Annotated in this window: 13 protein-coding genes; 5 read left to right on the top strand and 8 right to left on the bottom strand. The window is 43.8% G+C overall.

The features are described from left to right. Positions 1–107: 107 nt before the first annotated feature. The 3 genes from FCL47_RS22340 to FCL47_RS22350 form a co-directional block, all read right to left on the bottom strand. The gene (locus tag FCL47_RS22340; protein WP_136815938.1) at positions 108–668 is read right to left on the bottom strand and encodes a recombinase family protein; all 561 of its coding nucleotides are present in this window, start codon (positions 666–668) and stop codon (positions 108–110) included. A 396-nt stretch (positions 669–1,064) separates the two neighbouring features. Beyond that, positions 1,065–1,910, bottom strand: coding sequence for a DMT family transporter (locus FCL47_RS22345; protein ID WP_136815939.1), 846 nt, complete (start codon positions 1,908–1,910; stop codon positions 1,065–1,067). A gap of 166 nt (positions 1,911–2,076) precedes the next feature. Next, positions 2,077–2,697 carry a recombinase family protein gene (locus tag FCL47_RS22350; RefSeq protein ID WP_136815940.1) on the bottom strand — a complete coding sequence of 207 codons (621 nt, stop codon included), beginning with the start codon at positions 2,695–2,697 and terminating at the stop codon, positions 2,077–2,079. Positions 2,698–3,181: 484 nt separating this feature from the next. On the opposite strand from FCL47_RS22350, the gene FCL47_RS22355 reads away from it, so the two are divergent. After that, positions 3,182–4,612, top strand: a complete 1,431-nt coding sequence (locus FCL47_RS22355) for a DDE-type integrase/transposase/recombinase (RefSeq protein ID WP_136815941.1) — start codon at positions 3,182–3,184, stop codon at positions 4,610–4,612. Between the two features lie 280 nt (positions 4,613–4,892). On the opposite strand, the gene FCL47_RS22360 is transcribed toward FCL47_RS22355, so the two are convergent. Then, a complete protein-coding gene (locus FCL47_RS22360; RefSeq protein ID WP_136815942.1) occupies positions 4,893–5,726 on the bottom strand; it encodes a hypothetical protein in 834 nt (277 codons plus the stop codon). Between the two features lie 1,068 nt (positions 5,727–6,794). Here FCL47_RS22360 and FCL47_RS22365 point away from each other — a divergent pair. From FCL47_RS22365 to FCL47_RS22375, 3 genes are all read left to right on the top strand, one after another. Continuing rightward, on the top strand, positions 6,795–7,193 hold the full coding sequence (locus FCL47_RS22365; protein WP_136815943.1) for an H-NS family nucleoid-associated regulatory protein: 399 nt from the start codon (positions 6,795–6,797) through the stop codon (positions 7,191–7,193). Positions 7,194–7,559: 366 nt separating this feature from the next. Continuing rightward, positions 7,560–8,144 (top strand): recombinase family protein, encoded by a 585-nt coding sequence (locus FCL47_RS22370; protein ID WP_136815944.1) that lies wholly within the window; start codon positions 7,560–7,562, stop codon positions 8,142–8,144. Positions 8,145–8,153: 9 nt separating this feature from the next. After that, the gene (locus FCL47_RS22375; RefSeq protein WP_205747409.1) at positions 8,154–8,702 is read left to right on the top strand and encodes a hypothetical protein; all 549 of its coding nucleotides are present in this window, start codon (positions 8,154–8,156) and stop codon (positions 8,700–8,702) included. 575 nt (positions 8,703–9,277) lie between these two features. Here the strand turns inward: FCL47_RS22375 and FCL47_RS24885 are convergent. Then, positions 9,278–9,970: a YecA family protein gene (locus FCL47_RS24885; RefSeq protein WP_205747410.1), complete on the bottom strand. Its 693-nt coding sequence runs from the start codon at positions 9,968–9,970 to the stop codon at positions 9,278–9,280. Continuing rightward, positions 9,967–10,494, bottom strand: coding sequence for a hypothetical protein (locus FCL47_RS22385; RefSeq protein ID WP_136815946.1), 528 nt, complete (start codon positions 10,492–10,494; stop codon positions 9,967–9,969). The genes FCL47_RS24885 and FCL47_RS22385 overlap by 4 nt, the downstream gene beginning before the upstream one ends. Before the next feature lie 395 nt (positions 10,495–10,889). Here FCL47_RS22385 and FCL47_RS22390 point away from each other — a divergent pair, with 395 nt between their 5' ends. Continuing rightward, on the top strand, positions 10,890–11,357 hold the full coding sequence (locus tag FCL47_RS22390) for a helix-turn-helix domain-containing protein (protein ID WP_136815947.1): 468 nt from the start codon (positions 10,890–10,892) through the stop codon (positions 11,355–11,357). A gap of 425 nt (positions 11,358–11,782) precedes the next feature. Here FCL47_RS22390 and FCL47_RS22395 read toward each other — a convergent pair whose 3' ends face one another. Continuing rightward, positions 11,783–14,491, bottom strand: coding sequence for a phospholipase D-like domain-containing anti-phage protein (locus tag FCL47_RS22395; RefSeq protein WP_136815948.1), 2,709 nt, complete (start codon positions 14,489–14,491; stop codon positions 11,783–11,785). Beyond that, a complete protein-coding gene (locus tag FCL47_RS22400; RefSeq protein WP_136815949.1) occupies positions 14,492–17,425 on the bottom strand; it encodes an anti-phage-associated DUF1156 domain-containing protein in 2,934 nt (977 codons plus the stop codon). It lies immediately after the preceding gene. Positions 17,426–17,431: the final 6 nt, after the last annotated feature.

A 17,431-nucleotide genomic window follows, 5' to 3' on the forward strand; every position in this document is an offset into this window, starting at 1 on the left:
AGAAAATTCACAATTTCAGACTATTTCTGAATAGATTCGATACAGGTATATTTTAGACTGTCAAACCTTGTCCCTGGCAAATTCTACCCTTTAAGTATTTGCAGAATTCAATTCTCTTTACTTGCTGCAGGACACCATCTATACAATGTTGGGACAGAAACCCCTAAATTTTGTGCAACATCTTTTGGCGGCATACCCTCCCTCAATAATTTTTTGGCTGCCTCTAATTTGCTTGGAGTCATAATTCGTTTTCGTCCTCCAACTCGCCCTCGTTCTTTTGCCGCTGCTAATCCTGCTTTGGTTCGTTCCACCAATAATTCACGTTCCATTTGAGCAAGAGAAGCCATCACATGAAAGAAAAAGCGTCCAGCAGGTGTGGAAGTGTTTATTCCGTCAGTGATACTGTAAAAGTTTATTTCATCAACTTGAAGTGTCTCAACTAACTCAATAAGCCCCTTGACACTGCGGCCCAATCGGTCGAGTTTCCAGAGTACTAACGTGTCACCTGTTCTCAAATGTGATAAAGCGTTTTCCAGGCCAGGCCGATTTTTTTGTGTTCCGGATAGCTTATCAGAAAATATTTTTGTGCATCCGGCGGTCTCTAAAGCGTCAAGCTGCAAATTTAAATTCTGCTCATTAGAGGACACTCTCGCATAACCAACTAACATAAAATGCTCCTTTATTATAACTCATATACAATGTAGTATTTTGAGAAAATAATTTCAAGAATGGTTTGTGAGAATCTTAACAGCCATATTTCCGGAGAATTTGTCATTTTCAGAAGACGATAGCACAAAATGTCAAAACTCGAATGCACTGATTATATAGGACAAAAAATGAGGGGGGACCAGCAGAACCTCAAACGATAGCCAAGGAGCGTACACGGTAGTGTTACCTGTACTCTCAGGAAATGCACCTTTGAAGCAAAGAAAGTACTATCGTTCATTGGATAAGAGGGAAATGGAGCAAGGCTACACGTTGAATTTTCAGGGTTCACAATGTTTTCGAAGTTTATCCGAGTGATGGCTAAATGTTTTTTAGCATTATATTTTTACACTTGTCCCTCAACGATTAATACGAAGCAACCCCGCACCAACAAGTGTGACCATTGACGCAAATACTTTTATTAAATCGAGTCTTTCTTTAAGTACAAATACGCCTAAAAAAAGAGCAAAAATTATACTTGTCTCTCTCAATGCAGTAACCACGGCAATAGGTGCCATAGTAAAAGCCCAAATCACCAAGGCATAGGCTATAAAAGATGCACAACCACCGCTTAACGCTAACTTGTAATTTTTTTGACTGACAGTCTTAATTGTCCCCGGTTTTAGAAACCTTATTACAATAGAAAAAAATATGGCATTTAGGATTGATAGACACCCGTAAAACCCAAGTGCAGTTGTTGCAACACGAGCGCCGAGACCATCCACTAGAGAATATGCGGCAATAAATCCTCCTGTAATTATCGCTAAAAATGCAGCTTTATAATTTCTAAAACCATCACTTCGTCTAACCAAAGATAAGCTCATTATACCAGTTCCTATGATGGCTATTCCTGTTAGTTCAATTGTGCCAAGGTGAGTTCCTAAAATTGTAAGTGAAACAACAGCTACAATTAAGGGAGCGACCCCACGAGCTAAAGGATAGACTTGGCTCAAATCACCAATACGATATGAATATAGAAGGAATAATTGATAACCAGTATGCAACAATGCTCCAATGACTATGTAAGGAAGAGACTCAAGTCTTGGAAGAGGAGAAAATAATAGGACCACTAAAGCAAAAGGGGTGTGTCCCAGAACTACCGCTGTCATACCTATGTGTTTATCTTCATTTCGTTTGATAAGGAAATTCCATGATGCATGCAGTGTAGCTGCAAGTAAAACGACTAACATAACTGAAAGGGGCATTTGAATACCTTGTTTTCTACATTGAGATTAAACTCGCTATGTTCTTAGACATATTAATCAGTTATACAGAAATAATGCAGGTTAGGCAATGTGCACGACAGTAACTGACGATTGTTCAGGCTCGCAGCATAACTCCTGAGAAGGACTTACTGCTCGTCAATACTCTTCAATGTTGGGATCTTGAAAGCAATTTTACGCCATCAGGCCGCAGTTCCCCTTTCGGCGATACATGCCTATAAAGAGTTTGCCTGGTAATACCAAGTTCTTTGCACAGAGAGCTTACGCTTGTTTCTTTATGCCCCATTGCGGCCATTGCCAGGCGTATTTTTGCTGGTGTCATTTTGAATGGTCGCCCTCCCGTCCTTCCTCGTGCTCGTGCCGAAGCAAGCCCCGCCCGGGTACGCTCGGCAATCAGTTCTCGCTCAAACTCAGCCAATGCGGCAAAAATGCCGAAAACCAACTTGCCGGCAGCAGAAGTAGTGTCAATGGAAGCACCGTGTCCTGTCAACACCTTAAGACCAATACCACGACTAGTCAGATTGTGCACCGTGTTGACAAGATGGTGCAAGTTACGACCAAGCCTGTCGAGCTTCCAGACGATCAATGTATCTTCTTCTCGTAAAGCCTTGAGACAAGCCGCAAGACCGGGTCGATCATCTTTTTTGCCTGAAGCCTGGTCTTCGTAAATATGCACTGGATCAACTCCTGCAGCGATCATCGCATCTTGCTGCAACGAAGTTGACTGAGACCCGTCTGTTTTGGATACGCGCATGTAACCTATAAGCATAATACTCCTGTCATTTATACGTTCGATTATGTGACAACTTGATTCGGAAGATTCTCACTATAAATAATTGTCACTTAACACGTCATTTAAAGTATGACACGCAAAAGGTATATTCTAATTATAATGTGACAGGAATTTTGAGACCAACCCCACTTAGGAGCGACAAACTAGAGTTCGAGTCCTGAAAATGACACCCAGCATCTGGAATGTGGCGTCGGCCACCATGACTGACCTTTTTAAGCGCTACGGACACGGCCCGATGATCTCAATTTAGTGCACAGGAGTACTGAGCATTCTTGGGATTGGTGCAGATGACTATTGAAATTTAGTTGTCAAAAGTGGTCTGCACATCGCGCTCATAACCCATTAAACTGGTGCACTCGACTTCTGAAAATGACAAGTCCTGTCTTTGTTGCGCAAACGAACGTTTGCGCAACAAGGGCGACCGGCTCAAGACACCCTCCAGAATGAGGAGGAACATTCCATGACTCAACCCTCCGCGTCCTCATCACCATCAGACCTTCGCGTCCAGGCCGTGTTGGCCTTGCTTCGCGGCGAACCCGCCGCGCAAGTATCCGTGGATTATGGGATAGACCGCAGCAGTTTGTATAAGTTTCGAAGCCGCGCAATTAAGGCTATTTGTGAGGCGGTGAAAGACCAACCGCGCGGTCCGAAGCTACCGCACAACCACGTGAGCGATGCCCTGGAAAAAGAAACGGTTTTTCTTTGCCAGGTCCGGCCCTCCTTCAGCTCCTATCGAATTGCGAAGCGGCTCGGCCCCAAAGCTCCAAGTCCTCGCACGATCCAGCGGATCAGGAAGCGTCACCATCTGGCTCGACTTACCAAACGCCAGCGGCCACTTGATCCGGCGCGGAAACTCACTCAGCGTACTGACAGGGAGGTGCGAAATCTCCTGCACGAGAAATTCTATCTCGGTCCGGATCGCCTAGCGTGGGATTTGTTGAACAGCAAGGGAATCCATGTCAGCCCGTCCACCTTCAAGCGCCGCAAAAGGAAATGGCTTGAGGCAACAGCCAATTTCTTCGCTCCCGCACCGTCCACCCCGGCATGGCGGTTTTATGAGCGACACCATCCCCACAGCCTTTGGCACGGGGATTTTTTGGAGAAAATCACGCTCTCCGATACCGGCCAGACGGCCTATCACCTGGCGCTCATGGACGACTATTCACGTGGTTATGTGTTCTGTGATCTCATTCTAAACCCGGACGTTCGTACTACGATCCGTGCGATCATCGTCGCCATGCGTCAGTGGCAAGTCATTCCCAAGGCGATCATCTTTGATAATGGCTCCGGGTTTAAAGGAAATCTTCTTTCCGCGTTCTGCGAGCAAGTAGGCATTCGGTTAATCCACACGGCGGTGTACCATCCCCAAACCAACGGGAAGCTCGAACGGGGGTTTCGCGACGACATGCGTGACTATTACAAGCAACATACCCCATGGCTTTTCGAGCCTCTCCGGCGCGACCTTCCTGCTTACGTCCACTATCGAAACTACGTTCGCGGACACCGCGCCCTGGACGGTAGGCCCTCCATCACCAGGCTCAACGAAGAACATTCCCGCGCCGCGTCCCCTGAGGTGCTCGATCATATCGAGAGCTACGCCCGCTATGAAATAGGCCGCCGAACCCTGTCGGCCGCAGGGGGCTTCCGTATGTTCAACCGCGAAGTGTATGTGGACGCAATGCTTGCCGAAAGGGAAGTTGTTTTCTTCGAAAGCCTGGAGGGATTGGAAGCAAGGATGGACGGCCAATGCGTCGCCCTCCTTCGAGACTATCGCACCTACAGGCAAAAGGCTGTCGGATTCTACAGTCAGAATGAGATTCCGCCAGTCCTGTATTTTGAGCCCTGCGCCATGGACGGGAGTCCGCGAATTGCTGTCGCAAATCGACTATGACCTTGCACACAAAATGGATTATTTTGTCTAATGTTGGAAAATATAGTAAAAACAGATGATAATGATATCGGGTGCTTGCATGGTAGTTAAAAAGATAAACATGAGACAAAACGATGAACGAACGAAAACATCTTGTTTTTGCGGAAGTGGAAAAGCTGATTGCTACCGGAGAGTGATAAAGTTTCATACTGAGCAAGGTTCCCGAACTGTTGCACAGTTCATTGTAAAAAATAGGACTTAGAACGTCTACAATATTAATTTTTTATCTGTAGACCTCCTGTTATTTTGTTTTAGCTGCCTTGGCTTTTGAGGTGATTTCAGCCAAACTTGATTCAAGATCAGTGATTTTTTGTGACAGAAATTCGATTTTTGCTGTAAGACTCCCCCGCTTTTCAGCGTGTTCCTGAGTGAGAGTGATCATCTGTTGATTGGTTGTATCTTTCACTTGTTGAAGTTCAGCTCTTAATTTCTCAAGAGCATTGTCCTTGTTTTGCAGTCGGGTCTTAATGTCGGTGAGGGTTTCTTGAGTTGCAATGCCCTTCTGTTCTGCAAGAGCAATTATGTTTTTTTGCTCCATTATCTTGGTCGCAGCTTCGGCAAGCTCTGTTTTTGATTTACGAGCTTCCTTGGCTTCAGCGTCGAGATCCGCTAGGCGAGCATTAAGAGATGTTTCTTTTTCCTTCCATGCGCTTTGCAGAGCCTCTAAACTATTTGCCTGTTTTTCCAGGCCGGTTAGTTTTTCTTCGAGGGTGATCTTAGCTTGAGTGATTTCTTCACTATTCAGTTTACTCTCTTTCAGGTTTTCTTTTAATTCAGCAATCTCGACCTTTGTTTGTTCTACCTGCTCTTGAGCTTTTGATATTGCAACTTCTTTATCATTGTGAGCGATTTCCAGAAAACCTACAACAACCCTTTGGATCTGTGCAAGAGCAAGGTCGACCTTTTGCCTTTCTCGATAAACAGGAGAGCCGGTATCTGTCTCGACCTGCCTCTCTTTAAAGGTGGCAATGAGAGTAGCAACAAAGTCCTCTTGTTTCATGCCGGTCTGATCAGAGAGGTTTTTGAACTCTTCTTTTACTTCGTCGCTCAATCTGATACTTAATGGTGTTCCCATTTTCAAACCCCTTTTTTGTTGTAAACATTAAACCCCTTTAAAAAAGGGTGTTTACACCGTAATACATGTATTACATAATGTAAACATTAAAGCTATAACTGTTGGTAGATGCGATTACAGTCCTTTTCAAACCTCCTCGGTAGGTTTTTTGTTTTGCCCTGGCAGCTTTGGTGAGTTTCAGAGCATCTAAAAGACATGACTATTTGTAACATATTAATACGTATACATAAATATAATAACGTACTAATATGGAAGCATTTTAAAAGAATATTTAATCTCTCCGAGCCTTATAAAATCCCGCAAGTATCAGTTTTGTTTATGTTATTTTTTCAATTATCAGACAGCTTTTAACCACAAACTAAGTAGGTTAAAGCTCTGAAGGGGGGTCTTGCGCGAGAGCGAAGATCCTTTACCGCACGGATACGCTTTTTGTATCCGTACAAGCGGCCCCTGGACCGATTACTTGAAAAAATGTATCAATCAATCTCTGTCCTGCTTTTATCCTTCGTCTGTGGGCTATAAACGACCGGAGGGAGAGCATCGCACACCTAGCCTTAAAAGACAGTCAAACAAAAAATACTCTCTGCATGGGATATGCACCCCCTGGAGCTGTTGTGCGGTTCCGGTTGATAAATTCCACAATGCAATTTAGAAAGATAATAACGGGCAGTAGGAAAAGAAGAGATTGAACCTCAGGAGGTAATTCGCAGCTCTAAGGCTGGAGGATCGCGCCGGCCAGCACACCCTTTATAATTTGTTGGCGGTGGTTGCAGCACAGCGAAAAACGCCGGGAACAATATTAGAAAGGAGGGTGGTGGTTGGGGAAGCCGGAAGCCGATCTATCCCCAAATAATCAATCTTAAGCTGTTGCTGTTGCTGTTGCTGTTGCTGTTGCTGTTGCTTTTAAAAGCTTTAAACTTGTCCGCGGTTATAAGATTGGAAAAAGCAACATCACGGTTGCACGAAAGCACTTGTTATTACTATTATTTAGTTTTAAATGATAGTAAGATTCAATCGTTATATCATGATGTGTTTAATGAAACCAAATATCAATTAAGAGGATCGTAAATGAACGACTTTTTGAGAATTATTACCCACGCCCGTCGTTTTAAAAGTGCAGTAAAAGAAATAGGCGTTGAACAATTGGAAGAAGTTAAGATCAAACTTCAAAAGATTATTGATGACCGAATTGCCGAGGAAGAAGCTGCAAGGATTGAGAACGCTGAGAAGATCGAGAAAATTCAAAAATATAAAGAGTTGCTAGCTGAAGATGGTATTGATCCAGGTGAATTACTGGACGGATCTTCAGAGAAACAAGGTAAAAGAGCTCCGCGTCAACCAAAGTATGAAATTTGGAGTGAAAAAGGAGAACATATTACTTGGACAGGACAGGGACGTATGCCTAACGTTTTTAAAGCCCGTATTGATGGCGGCGAAACGCTTGATACGTTTCTGATTGATCAGTAAGTTTTTAGTAGAGAAAGGCTTTCTCTGTTGAGAGAGTCTTTCAGCTAACCTCTTTTCGTAAGCAGTTGCAGCAAACACCGTTTTGTCGGTTGACAATAAAGTATCATACTGAACGTTTGTTCGGTTTTTACTTCATTTAAAGAGTAGGACGAAAAAAGGAGGCAACCTTGTAGATGTCTCCTTTTTTTAATAAGGCCAATTTCTTGCCTATCGGCTTGTACCAAAAACCTTCGTTTTCGGAACACGGTTGTGAAATTCTCTCCTGACACTTTTTCGTCAATTGCAAAGCTCAATTTATGTTCCAAAACATTGTTCTAAAATGATTGTTCTGTTATTGTAGCCAAAAAACGTTTTAGGAATATTAATATGCTCATTGGATATGCCCGTGTCTCGACCATGGATCAAAACCCGCAAATGCAAATCGACGCTCTTGAGCAGGCTGGATGCAAACGGATTTTTATAGAAAAAATTTCAGGTGCAAAGAAAAACAGGCCCGAGTTGAAAGCGGCACTAGATTATGCGAGAGAGGGAGACACGCTTGTTGTCTGGAAATTGTCACGATTAGCAAGATCTATCAGGCAAATCATAGCAACCTCTCTTGATCTTGAGCAGCGAAAAATAACGCTAAAGGTACTAACTCAAAAGATTGATACAGGAACGCCGGAAGGGCGTTTATATTTTCACATGACCGCCGCATTCGATGAATTCCAAAGGGAATTGATTGTAGAAAATACCCGAGCCGGTCTTGCAGCTGCTCGCAAAAGAGGACGTAAGGGTGGGCGACCGCCAAGCATGACTGAGGATATAATCCGCAATACTGAGTCTATGATTAAAGATACCGAAAATTACCCGTTCATATCAGATATTATCAAGCAACTCGCTATTGGACGAACAACTTTCTATCGCCACTTTCCGCCTCAAAGGATTGATGAGATTAGACAATTAGAATGAAAATTTGAGGTGGTGGAATTTCTGGAACAAGGTATTGAAACACAAGGAGCTAGAAAAAACATGGAAGAAAACAACAATCTAATAAGCAAATCAGATCTAGGCAAAGGATTAGCAGATGCCGCTATACAAGCATTATTAGAAAGTAGAGGTTTAAAAATTGAAGATGTAAAAACCAAGACAGCTCATCATAAAAGAATATCAGAAGCAATTGCACGTCTAGAAAAAGAAAAAAAACTAGAAGAACTTAGTGTCTTCTGTTCACGAATAAAATTATCGTTTAACGATGAAAATTTTAAGAAATTAAGTGAATTAGCAAATATTGAGTCGAAAAAGTATTTAACGCATTATGCTGATTCAGTGGATTTTGACACATGTAGTGAAGAAATTGTATATAACTATTTTATTAATATCCAAATTCCTGAAAATCTATTTGGATTTTCGAAAGAGTTTTTTCTAAGCTGTCTATTCACCTTAGTTGTAGCTTATATTACAGGAAAAAATGCTGAAAAAGATAAAGAAGAAATACTAAAAGCAATAAAAGAAATAAATAAGGGATAGCAAATCTATAATGGTTTCCCCTTTGTATATCAGGTTTAATGTTTTGGTATCAAAAGCTCTGTTGCCGGCGCGACCAGGTGCCGTGTTTTGATACCACTAATTTAACGGCCCTGGTTAGTCCCGGTCAGATCGGGAGCCGGTGGTCTGTTGGGGTGGTATCAAACCAACCGCCAGCCAGTATCCCTCAATCTGTAATTTTTCTTTCAGAAAATTTAAAAAATTACCCCAACTACAAGTTTCTGCACTAAAGCTGAGATGTGGGATGTAAATATAGTAGGTAACTTGAAAATATAGTTGGTAAACTAATTCGTCCAATTTGGATTAGGCATCTGTTTAAATTGTTAATATTTCGGATTTATATTCTTGTTTGTTACCAACTAATATTTTTGAAAATTATCATGATGGAAATGGCCACAAACCAAAAGTTACCATCTTTATTTTATCTCAAGAAAACCAGAAACGAAAAAACAGTAACTTCCAACGCATTTAGTTACTGACTTTATTTTACTCCTACATTCGTCCCAATACCATTCCGACATGGTACCGGTGCTCTGTTCTTATCATCTGGGACCAGATTAAAAGGAATATTTGTTGGAATGTTTTATGTACGCTTTTTTCTCCTGAATAGCCTCGGAAAACTTCATGGATAACATCATCGCCCAAAGAGCGGGCCTGAAATTTCCACCCTTGTTAATCATCCGCTGCTCATATTTATTGAAGATATCAAGCGGAGCGTTTTCTTTTATGTTTCCTTCGTTCTTATTGTAATAATTTACAGCTGCCACAAGGCTTTCGTCCGAGTGCTCCTCATCCAGCTCCAAAACCCTTAATATTTCAAGCAATCCGTCTTTTTTAGTCTGCTCGTATTGTTTTTCCAGGTAGTCATAATATGGTTCTGGTTCAAAACCATCGTAGCGGTTCTCGCCTTCATCCTCGGTTTCCATGGGTTCCGGCAGGCCGTATTCATCGCCATACACCACCATTGTTTTATCAAGCTTATCGGAGCTTCTATCCAGTTCCTCTAAAAGAGCATGCGCTTCAGACGTGTCAAGTTCATCGTCACGGGCCATGTTTAAAAGGTCCATTCTTGTCAATTCATGATCTACAAAGCCTCCAAGCAGATCGGCTAACAACGCCTCTTGCCTACCGATATTTTTATTGGGGGAATCGGAATTATCTACACCAAGTAACGTCTTAAGGCTTTTACAGCATTTTTTATATTTTTTCCCGCTGCCACACGGACACGGTTCGTTTCGACCAATTTTCATTTATGCCCCTTTGGAATAATTGCGGGTCTCATATGTTTTGATTCATTTTGATGTTTTTTTTTTCGCTTGATGAACGATATGTTTTTGAAAGCCCATTTATTGACCTTTTTGGCACACTTAAGCATTAGAGTTGGAGGGTAGTTTTTGATAGAAGAACCATACCTTACTTGATTGGGGAACATTGATGCTTTCTCTTGTTCAAAATCAAGAAGCTTCCCCACTGTCATATAGGGTACTTGCTTGTCTGGACTTTCGGCAAAAAGCTTGGCTGCAGATCCTTTTTTGTCTCCTTTAAAATCACAAGTAGAAAGGGCTTTCTTGAGCTTGGCAAATTTGTGTGACATCCCCTTAATTTCCTTCAAAGAATACCCAGCTTTCTCAAGTAAAGCTTTTATCGATATCTCACAGGAGACTAAACTTAAATACAAAATTGCTCTGTCAGTATCCGGTTCGACTGGCTTAACTTGCGAAAGACTTTCCGCTGCTTCAATCAGTCTTTTGCTAAACTCTAAACTAAACTCCATAGTTCACCCTCTCGTATGTTTTGATTCAAATATCCCCGAACCTAGATGATACACCATTGTTTCGGCCATGGTCGGTGGCACAAGAAAGCGCTCCTACCCTAGTAGATTTCTCCATAAAAATTCTCCTCCCCCATAGGCAAATTTGCACAGGACCTAATATATATTTTATTTTTTTACTCACTTTTGTCTGTTTCTCCATTGGTCTACTTCAGCATTAATCTATTTCGTAGAGCATCTGTGCTTAGGCTGGGAATGCAAAAACGCGCATTGCCTGTAGTGCAATTTCACACTACCCCTCATGCAAATTCGAATACTGGTGTGATTTGACTTACATGGAATAACAAGTATATATATATGTTGTAGATGTAAGTTTAATATAACATATAGGATAATTTATGACAAAAATTACCAAGAAAGAAATATCTGAAACTCTGGTCCAAAATGAAAAGAAGTGGACTAAGGAATTAATGGCAGCTGGCTGGACAGTAATTCCTTCTATCATCCTGGAGAAGCAAAGTGCATTGGGGCTTACCCCAACTGATGTCAATGTGCTCCTCCAACTTGCTAAACACTGGTGGTATCAGGACCAACCACCAAGACCATCAAAGAAAGCTATTGCTGATTGTATGGGTGTGAGTCCCAGTACTGTTCAACGATCAATTGCTCGTTTGGCGGAGGCTAGTTTTATTATACGAAAAGAGCGGTTTAACTCTGCTGGAGGGCAGACAGCAAACAGTTACCATTTCGATGGATTGATAGAGGCCGCGAAACCTTTCGCAGTTGAGCATGTTGAGGAAATGGAAGAACACAAAAAGAGAGTGGCAGAAACGCGTCGAAGAAAACGACCCGCTAAAAAGAAGTGATGAAGAGGGCGATATGATGGAGATATGGAGCGAGTTATTAAAAGAATATGGGCCATGGGGTGTAATGTTGCTGGTTGGGGTATATATCCTTCTGAGGAGCAGTTTTACTATCAGTTATCCTCGTGATAACAAATCGAAGAAACAATAATTATGGACACATTGTTTAATGCAGGTCAGCTCCAGTGAGCTCTTTGATCCTCCAGAGGCACACGTCTTTTTGGAGGTGATCTGCTTTGACTCAAGGAAGCCTGGTTAAGTTATCTGATATGACCCAAACTAAGGATTGCCATGGGATAACTCTTTCATAAATTTTGTTTATGAGTCAGCCAAATCCTTTCCAGAGCATATCCCTCTGTGTGGAATTTTAGGATGGCTCATCAACTTATTTACAGCACTTTACAGACTCAAACCTTCTCCTGTGGATTTTACCACCCTCGTACAAGTACTCTTTTTTTGTCTTCTTCATCCAATACTATTGCACAACTCTCCCAGTCAATATCACTCACCCGGTTATACTTTTCATCGAAGGGATGTTTGGGGTGAACGGATTCGATCAGTTTTTTCGCTTCTTCCACCTCGCCGTTGGCAACATCAATCCAGACATCCTCCAGGACATCAGGGATCTGGCCAAACAAGCCGTGTATATCCTCTAAGCGGCTGGAAAGAAGTTCATGCACCCGGTCTTCGACCGATCCCATGTAACGCATATTGTAAACGTTTATTTCATCCAAGGCCTGACCGATTCGCTGGATACGGCCCTTCCTTTGCTCCAAGCGAGTTGGGTTCCATGGAAGGTCGAGGTTAATCAAAGTCCCCAGTCGCTGCAGGTTCAATCCTTCACTGGCAGCGTCAGTACCAAGCAGTAGTCGAATCTCTCCTGTGCTGATCTTAAACTTCAGGTCATCCCGTGACATCTTATTGAAGATTCCTGCCAGCATAGTCCCGGAATTAACACCACCCGCATAAATGCCGACGATTTCGTCACTCAAGTCCGCCGATAACTGCTTGGCAAGCCACCAGATAGAATCAAAATACTGAGAAAAAACTATACAGCCCTTTGCTAACCAACCTTGTCCAACAAGATATTCTTCTACTTTTTTATATTTAGGATCTTTGTCCTGACTGGCATCAAGGGCTTTCAAACAACGACTCAGTGCAGATCGTTCAGCATCGGTTATATTCTTCATGTTTTCGCGATCCGCATTGACGACAGCATCATCTTCTTCCTCAAACAACGAGGCGTTGACAATGTTCTCTTGAGAACCCCATTCATTAAGCATTTTCTCAGTTGTTTGCCGACCGGCATAAATAGTACTACCAATACGCCTGAGCAGGAGAGTTTTCAAAAAACCAGCCCCTTTGACCCTCTTGCTCAGAAGGCTACAAAATTCTTCAGCCGCCTGATAAGCATCTTGGAGATAGGGTGGCAGTATAACAGCCTCACCCGGCTCTTCTCCAAAAAGTTTAACTCGTACCGGTTTCAAATAGGGTTCGCCTGTAGCAGGGTCAATTGTCTCCTCAAGAAATTCCCTGGTACGCCTGACAATATGACGGATAAAAGGATTGTGCCCGCGACCAAACTCTGGAATAACATTTCTTAAACGGGTAATTTCAGGTGGCCGTAAAAATTCAAGGCTATCTCCGGCTGCTACATAATCTCTGTCTTTTAGACCAAGTTTTCTTCGTAATAGCTTAAAATCACGACTCTCAGCAGCAGGGGGCATTGGGTTTCTGATCCAGCGCCATGCCTCCCCAAGCTCCTCCGAAATTTTCGTCTCTCCCATGATAACGGGAATGACCTGATCAGGCCGTCGCCACCTGCTCATTGAATTGCCGAAGACCATATCATTGCCGGTGGCGAGGATATCCAAGAGGTCCCAGGCTTCAATGGGATGCAGTTGTACTGGAGTTGCCGTAGCAAGGAGTAGGCTTTTGGTGCGAGGGCTGATTTCCCGGAGAAAACGCATCAGATTGTTTGGTTCAGCTCTTTCAAACATAGCTTGCTCATTTACCTTGCGACGGCGAGCTCGGTGGGCTTCATCCACGATAATACATTCAAACTGCATCAGTTTCAGGTGATCTGCAACCTCGGAACCAGAAGTGATAAGTCCCTGCGACATTATACCAATACGTCGAGGACATTTTTTAATCGATTCCGAACCTGTTGACGGGTAGACGATTCCCTGCTCATCAATCCATTCCCGCCCGGTCCAAACAGCAGAAGGTATACCAAGAAGATCGCGTAGTTCATCTTGCCACTGCAAAGTCAGAGGTTTTGGGACAATGACCAGGGCAGGTTTATCACCTTGCAGCACCATGAGCATCGCGCTTAAGGCCAGTTGCACCGTCTTACCAAGGCCGACCTGGTCTGCCAGGATAAAACGAGCTCCGCCTATTTTATGGGCCTCAAAGGCCAATTTGATAAAATATTTCTGGTGGGCCCACAATCCATACTCTTTTCGATAAACTGGAGTCTCAACAACACCAGATGCCGGATCATTTCCAGATTTTTCCCTCCAGGTGTCAACGGGTATCTCTTCTCGCAGTGACAGCCGTTTGATGTCCTTTATAACAAACTCACTTAACGCGATGGCATCCGGATGGTTCCATAGTGACTCAAATTCCTCCTGGACCCACTGCACCGCCGCTTCTGAATCATCTTCCCAAACCAATTCATAGTTGAGTTTCCAGGCAGTGAGACTTTCATTTGCACTGCCCATGAAACAGGTTTTCCGACCGTTCTTATAACCAATCACCCCTGCTTTACCATGTATCAGACCAAAGACCGCATCCGGCAATATCCTAACTTCGAGTTTACCTGTTACCAACAGGTAAAAAAGACGACTAAAACGATCTCTACTTTTCCTACCAAGTTTTTCTGGTTCCCCTGCGCACCATGACTTTCGCAGGGCATGCTGTGCTGCTTTGGCAGTACTGACATCACGTTGATCAATCTCTGAATTGCAGACAACCCTGATTTTCCCATCCAGTGCCTCCAACTGCTCACCAGCAACTTCCAACAAGGAAGACCTGAAAAAACCAGCAATTCGGTCATAAGAAACCGCTCCCTCAAGCCGATCCCTAATGAATGAGGTTTCAAGCGACAGGCGACGAGATGAGAAACGGGAAATCATTTACAATCTACCCTCATGGTCGTTTTCTACCGACCCGGAAAGCCGTTGGGCGGCGTCGGCATCTTTTTCCCAGTGGGTCATGTGGGAGATATGGGAAAGAGCGGCCAGGTAGTTCAGTATGGCGACAATTTGTTTACGCTGCTCCCAATAGGTAGGAACCTCTTCACGCAGCCAGTTTAAACCCTGTCTGGCATCATCAGTGCGTACGGTTTCATGTATGGCAAAGAGGATATTACGTACGGTGGTGGAGCCAAACTCTCCACTGCCCAAAGTTGTTCTCTTAAACTCGCTACCAGTCTTGAAACGAACAGCATTGGCTTCGGCTTGATGAAAGAGACCGGTATAGTCGCGCACACCAAAACCTTTGGCAAGTTCTTGATAGGCACCTGAGCGGGCTTCCAGATGTTTTTCCAGCTCAAGACCCTTAAGATAAAATCGTTCAGAGGCGGATAGGATTTTCCAATAGCGTGGCTCAAGTCCTTTGGGAACCAAATGGTCGGAGGCAATTTCCACCGCCCGGTCAATGACTTGCTCAAAGGCGGATTTTTCACCAGCCTGGCGTTGGCGGAACAGTTCATGTTTGATATCATGGCCCTCTATCTCACTGTACCCTGTAAGCACCCTCAGGGCCGCGGCATATGCGGCCAGCTGGTAATCAGTATCAGCAAAGTTGGGGTCTTCCTGATCATCCAATGCCAGCATCTGGTCGAGTTGCCGCCTAACTTCGTCTTCAATCTCCGGATAAAGTTGGTCAAGAAACGCTGTGTCATGCTCAGTTCTTTTTCGAAGAACAAGGAGGACTGTGCCCTGAACATAGTTGCCTTTTTTTAAGCCGGAAGCTGCTTCAGTGCCAATGGTCCAAGCAGCAGTCACTCTAAGTCCACCGGCCCAAAGGATCATTGCAAGATCAGCCCAAACTGAGGCGTCTTGATGAGTGAACATAACAAGCTGAAAACCATTATTTGGCATATGCTTTGTCAGGTTGGAGTAACAATCGACCATGGAATGTTTAAAATTTTCTCCTGAACCACGAACGGCTAAAGCTTTCTTTGTTGCTGTATACCAATCTGGAAAAGCTTGAGGCAGGTGTTTTTCATACCAAGCAAGAAAGAATTCAGTAAGCTCATGATAGTTAATTGCATCTGCATATGGCGGATCTGTAATCCATAAATCGTTTTCGACCACAAGTTGTCGCGCATCATGAGTCTGAACGTAAGAGCGGCAGGCTTCTTGCGATTTTGGGAATTGAGATAAATAGAATATCTGCAGATTGCTTAACGATCTTGCTGCATAATTATATTGAGGATTTAACGCTTGATCATAAAAAACATTTCTCGATGAACCCGGACCCTTTGATTTATGAGGGTTCCAGCCACATAGTTTTGCCAAATTGTCAACACCAGCACCAATAGATAAGCATGATGCAATAACCATCTCAGGCGTGGAAGGATTAATTTTCTTAAACTCAGTTAAAAATTCTCCATGTATTAATAATTGCCGCGGATTAAACAAATGATGCCAATAAGTCCACCCTCTTGTCCGAATTGGTTCCTCTGTCTTTTCCCCTCCCCGCTCAATGATCCGGCTCGGAATAAATCCTCTCTTTTGCCAATCAGTGAAATGGTCCTTAACCAAACTTAATACCTTCTCTTCTCTTGCCAAATCATCATCACCCACTTCACAAAAATGACGACGGATTTTTTCCACATCTTCGCCCTTGGAGTTTTTACCCCAATACTTTTCCACCCAGCGTACACAGTAGAGCCGTTCCTGGAAGATATCATCAGGCCTTGGCACAAGGTCATCATTTTCCCAGAGCCGCAGACCATATGCAGTTTCTCCACCCACCCTTCGGTCGCCACGGATGGATGTGATGGAAAAGGTTTCTCCCGTCTCGGGACAGACCATTCTCCCATCTTGAATTGTGCCCTTTTTCGCCCTGGACATGGTCTCTTCATCAGCACCAGTTACAATTTCGATAGAATAACTCTGATGCGAATCATTTCGTTTTAATACCGCACATACTTGGTACTTTTCACTGATCACCCAGGAAGGAACAAGGGGGAGCATCAGGCCGGTTGCTGGACACCTTGCTTCCACACAATAAAGATAAGCATCGGCCCGCCATCCTTTCGCGTTGTGTTCAATTCCCCACTCTGTAATCTGCTTGTCCGCCGCATCAAAGGCTGTCTGCTGAGCATCCTGAACTTGGTTCTGTATCACCTCTCCACCACCGATCAAGTGAATAGAGGCCCACGTAAGAAGGGCTGCAACGGGGTTGAGATCCGAGCCATAAGCCTCACAACCAAGCCGAGCTGCCTCAAAAGGAATAGAGCCCCCACCACAAAAGGCGTCTCCCACTCGGGGTATACGACCAAAGCGGCGTGTACCAAGTTCCACAACAAGCTCCTGCAATTCGGCGGCATTGGTACCCAGATGTGTATTGATATCCCGCCATACACTTTGGTCCGGTCCTTCAACTTGTTCGGGACGGTCGCAATAGGTTAGTTTCTCATCATAGGACATACGATTAAAAACCTTGTGCAACACCTCTTCCTTTTCAACCTCACTTAAACCGATTGACCAGCTTCGTTTGGGTTGCCCCTCATCATCAATAAGCAATTCATCCCATTCTTGCTCAGTCAAATGACTCTGTACGACCTGGGCTGGGATGGCTTTTGATCGCCTCTGCCACAGACCTTCATCGTCCATGGTCATGATTTTGAGAAATATTTCCCGATCCCTTTGCGGATCATTGGAAACCGGCATAAGCATACCGATAATAACAGCCCGCACGAGAACCAGAGGTTTTCTTCCCCACCATTTCCCCAGACTGGTCAACGTCTGACTGGCACCAGCCTTCCTCTCTTTGTAGCTCTCCTTAGAGATCTTGGAGACAGGGAACTGCTCTTCAATAAAAACACGGTCATTCATACTCTA

This window comes from Desulfopila sp. IMCC35006, assembly GCF_005116645.1.
GTDB lineage: Bacteria > Desulfobacterota > Desulfobulbia > Desulfobulbales > Desulfocapsaceae > Desulforhopalus_A.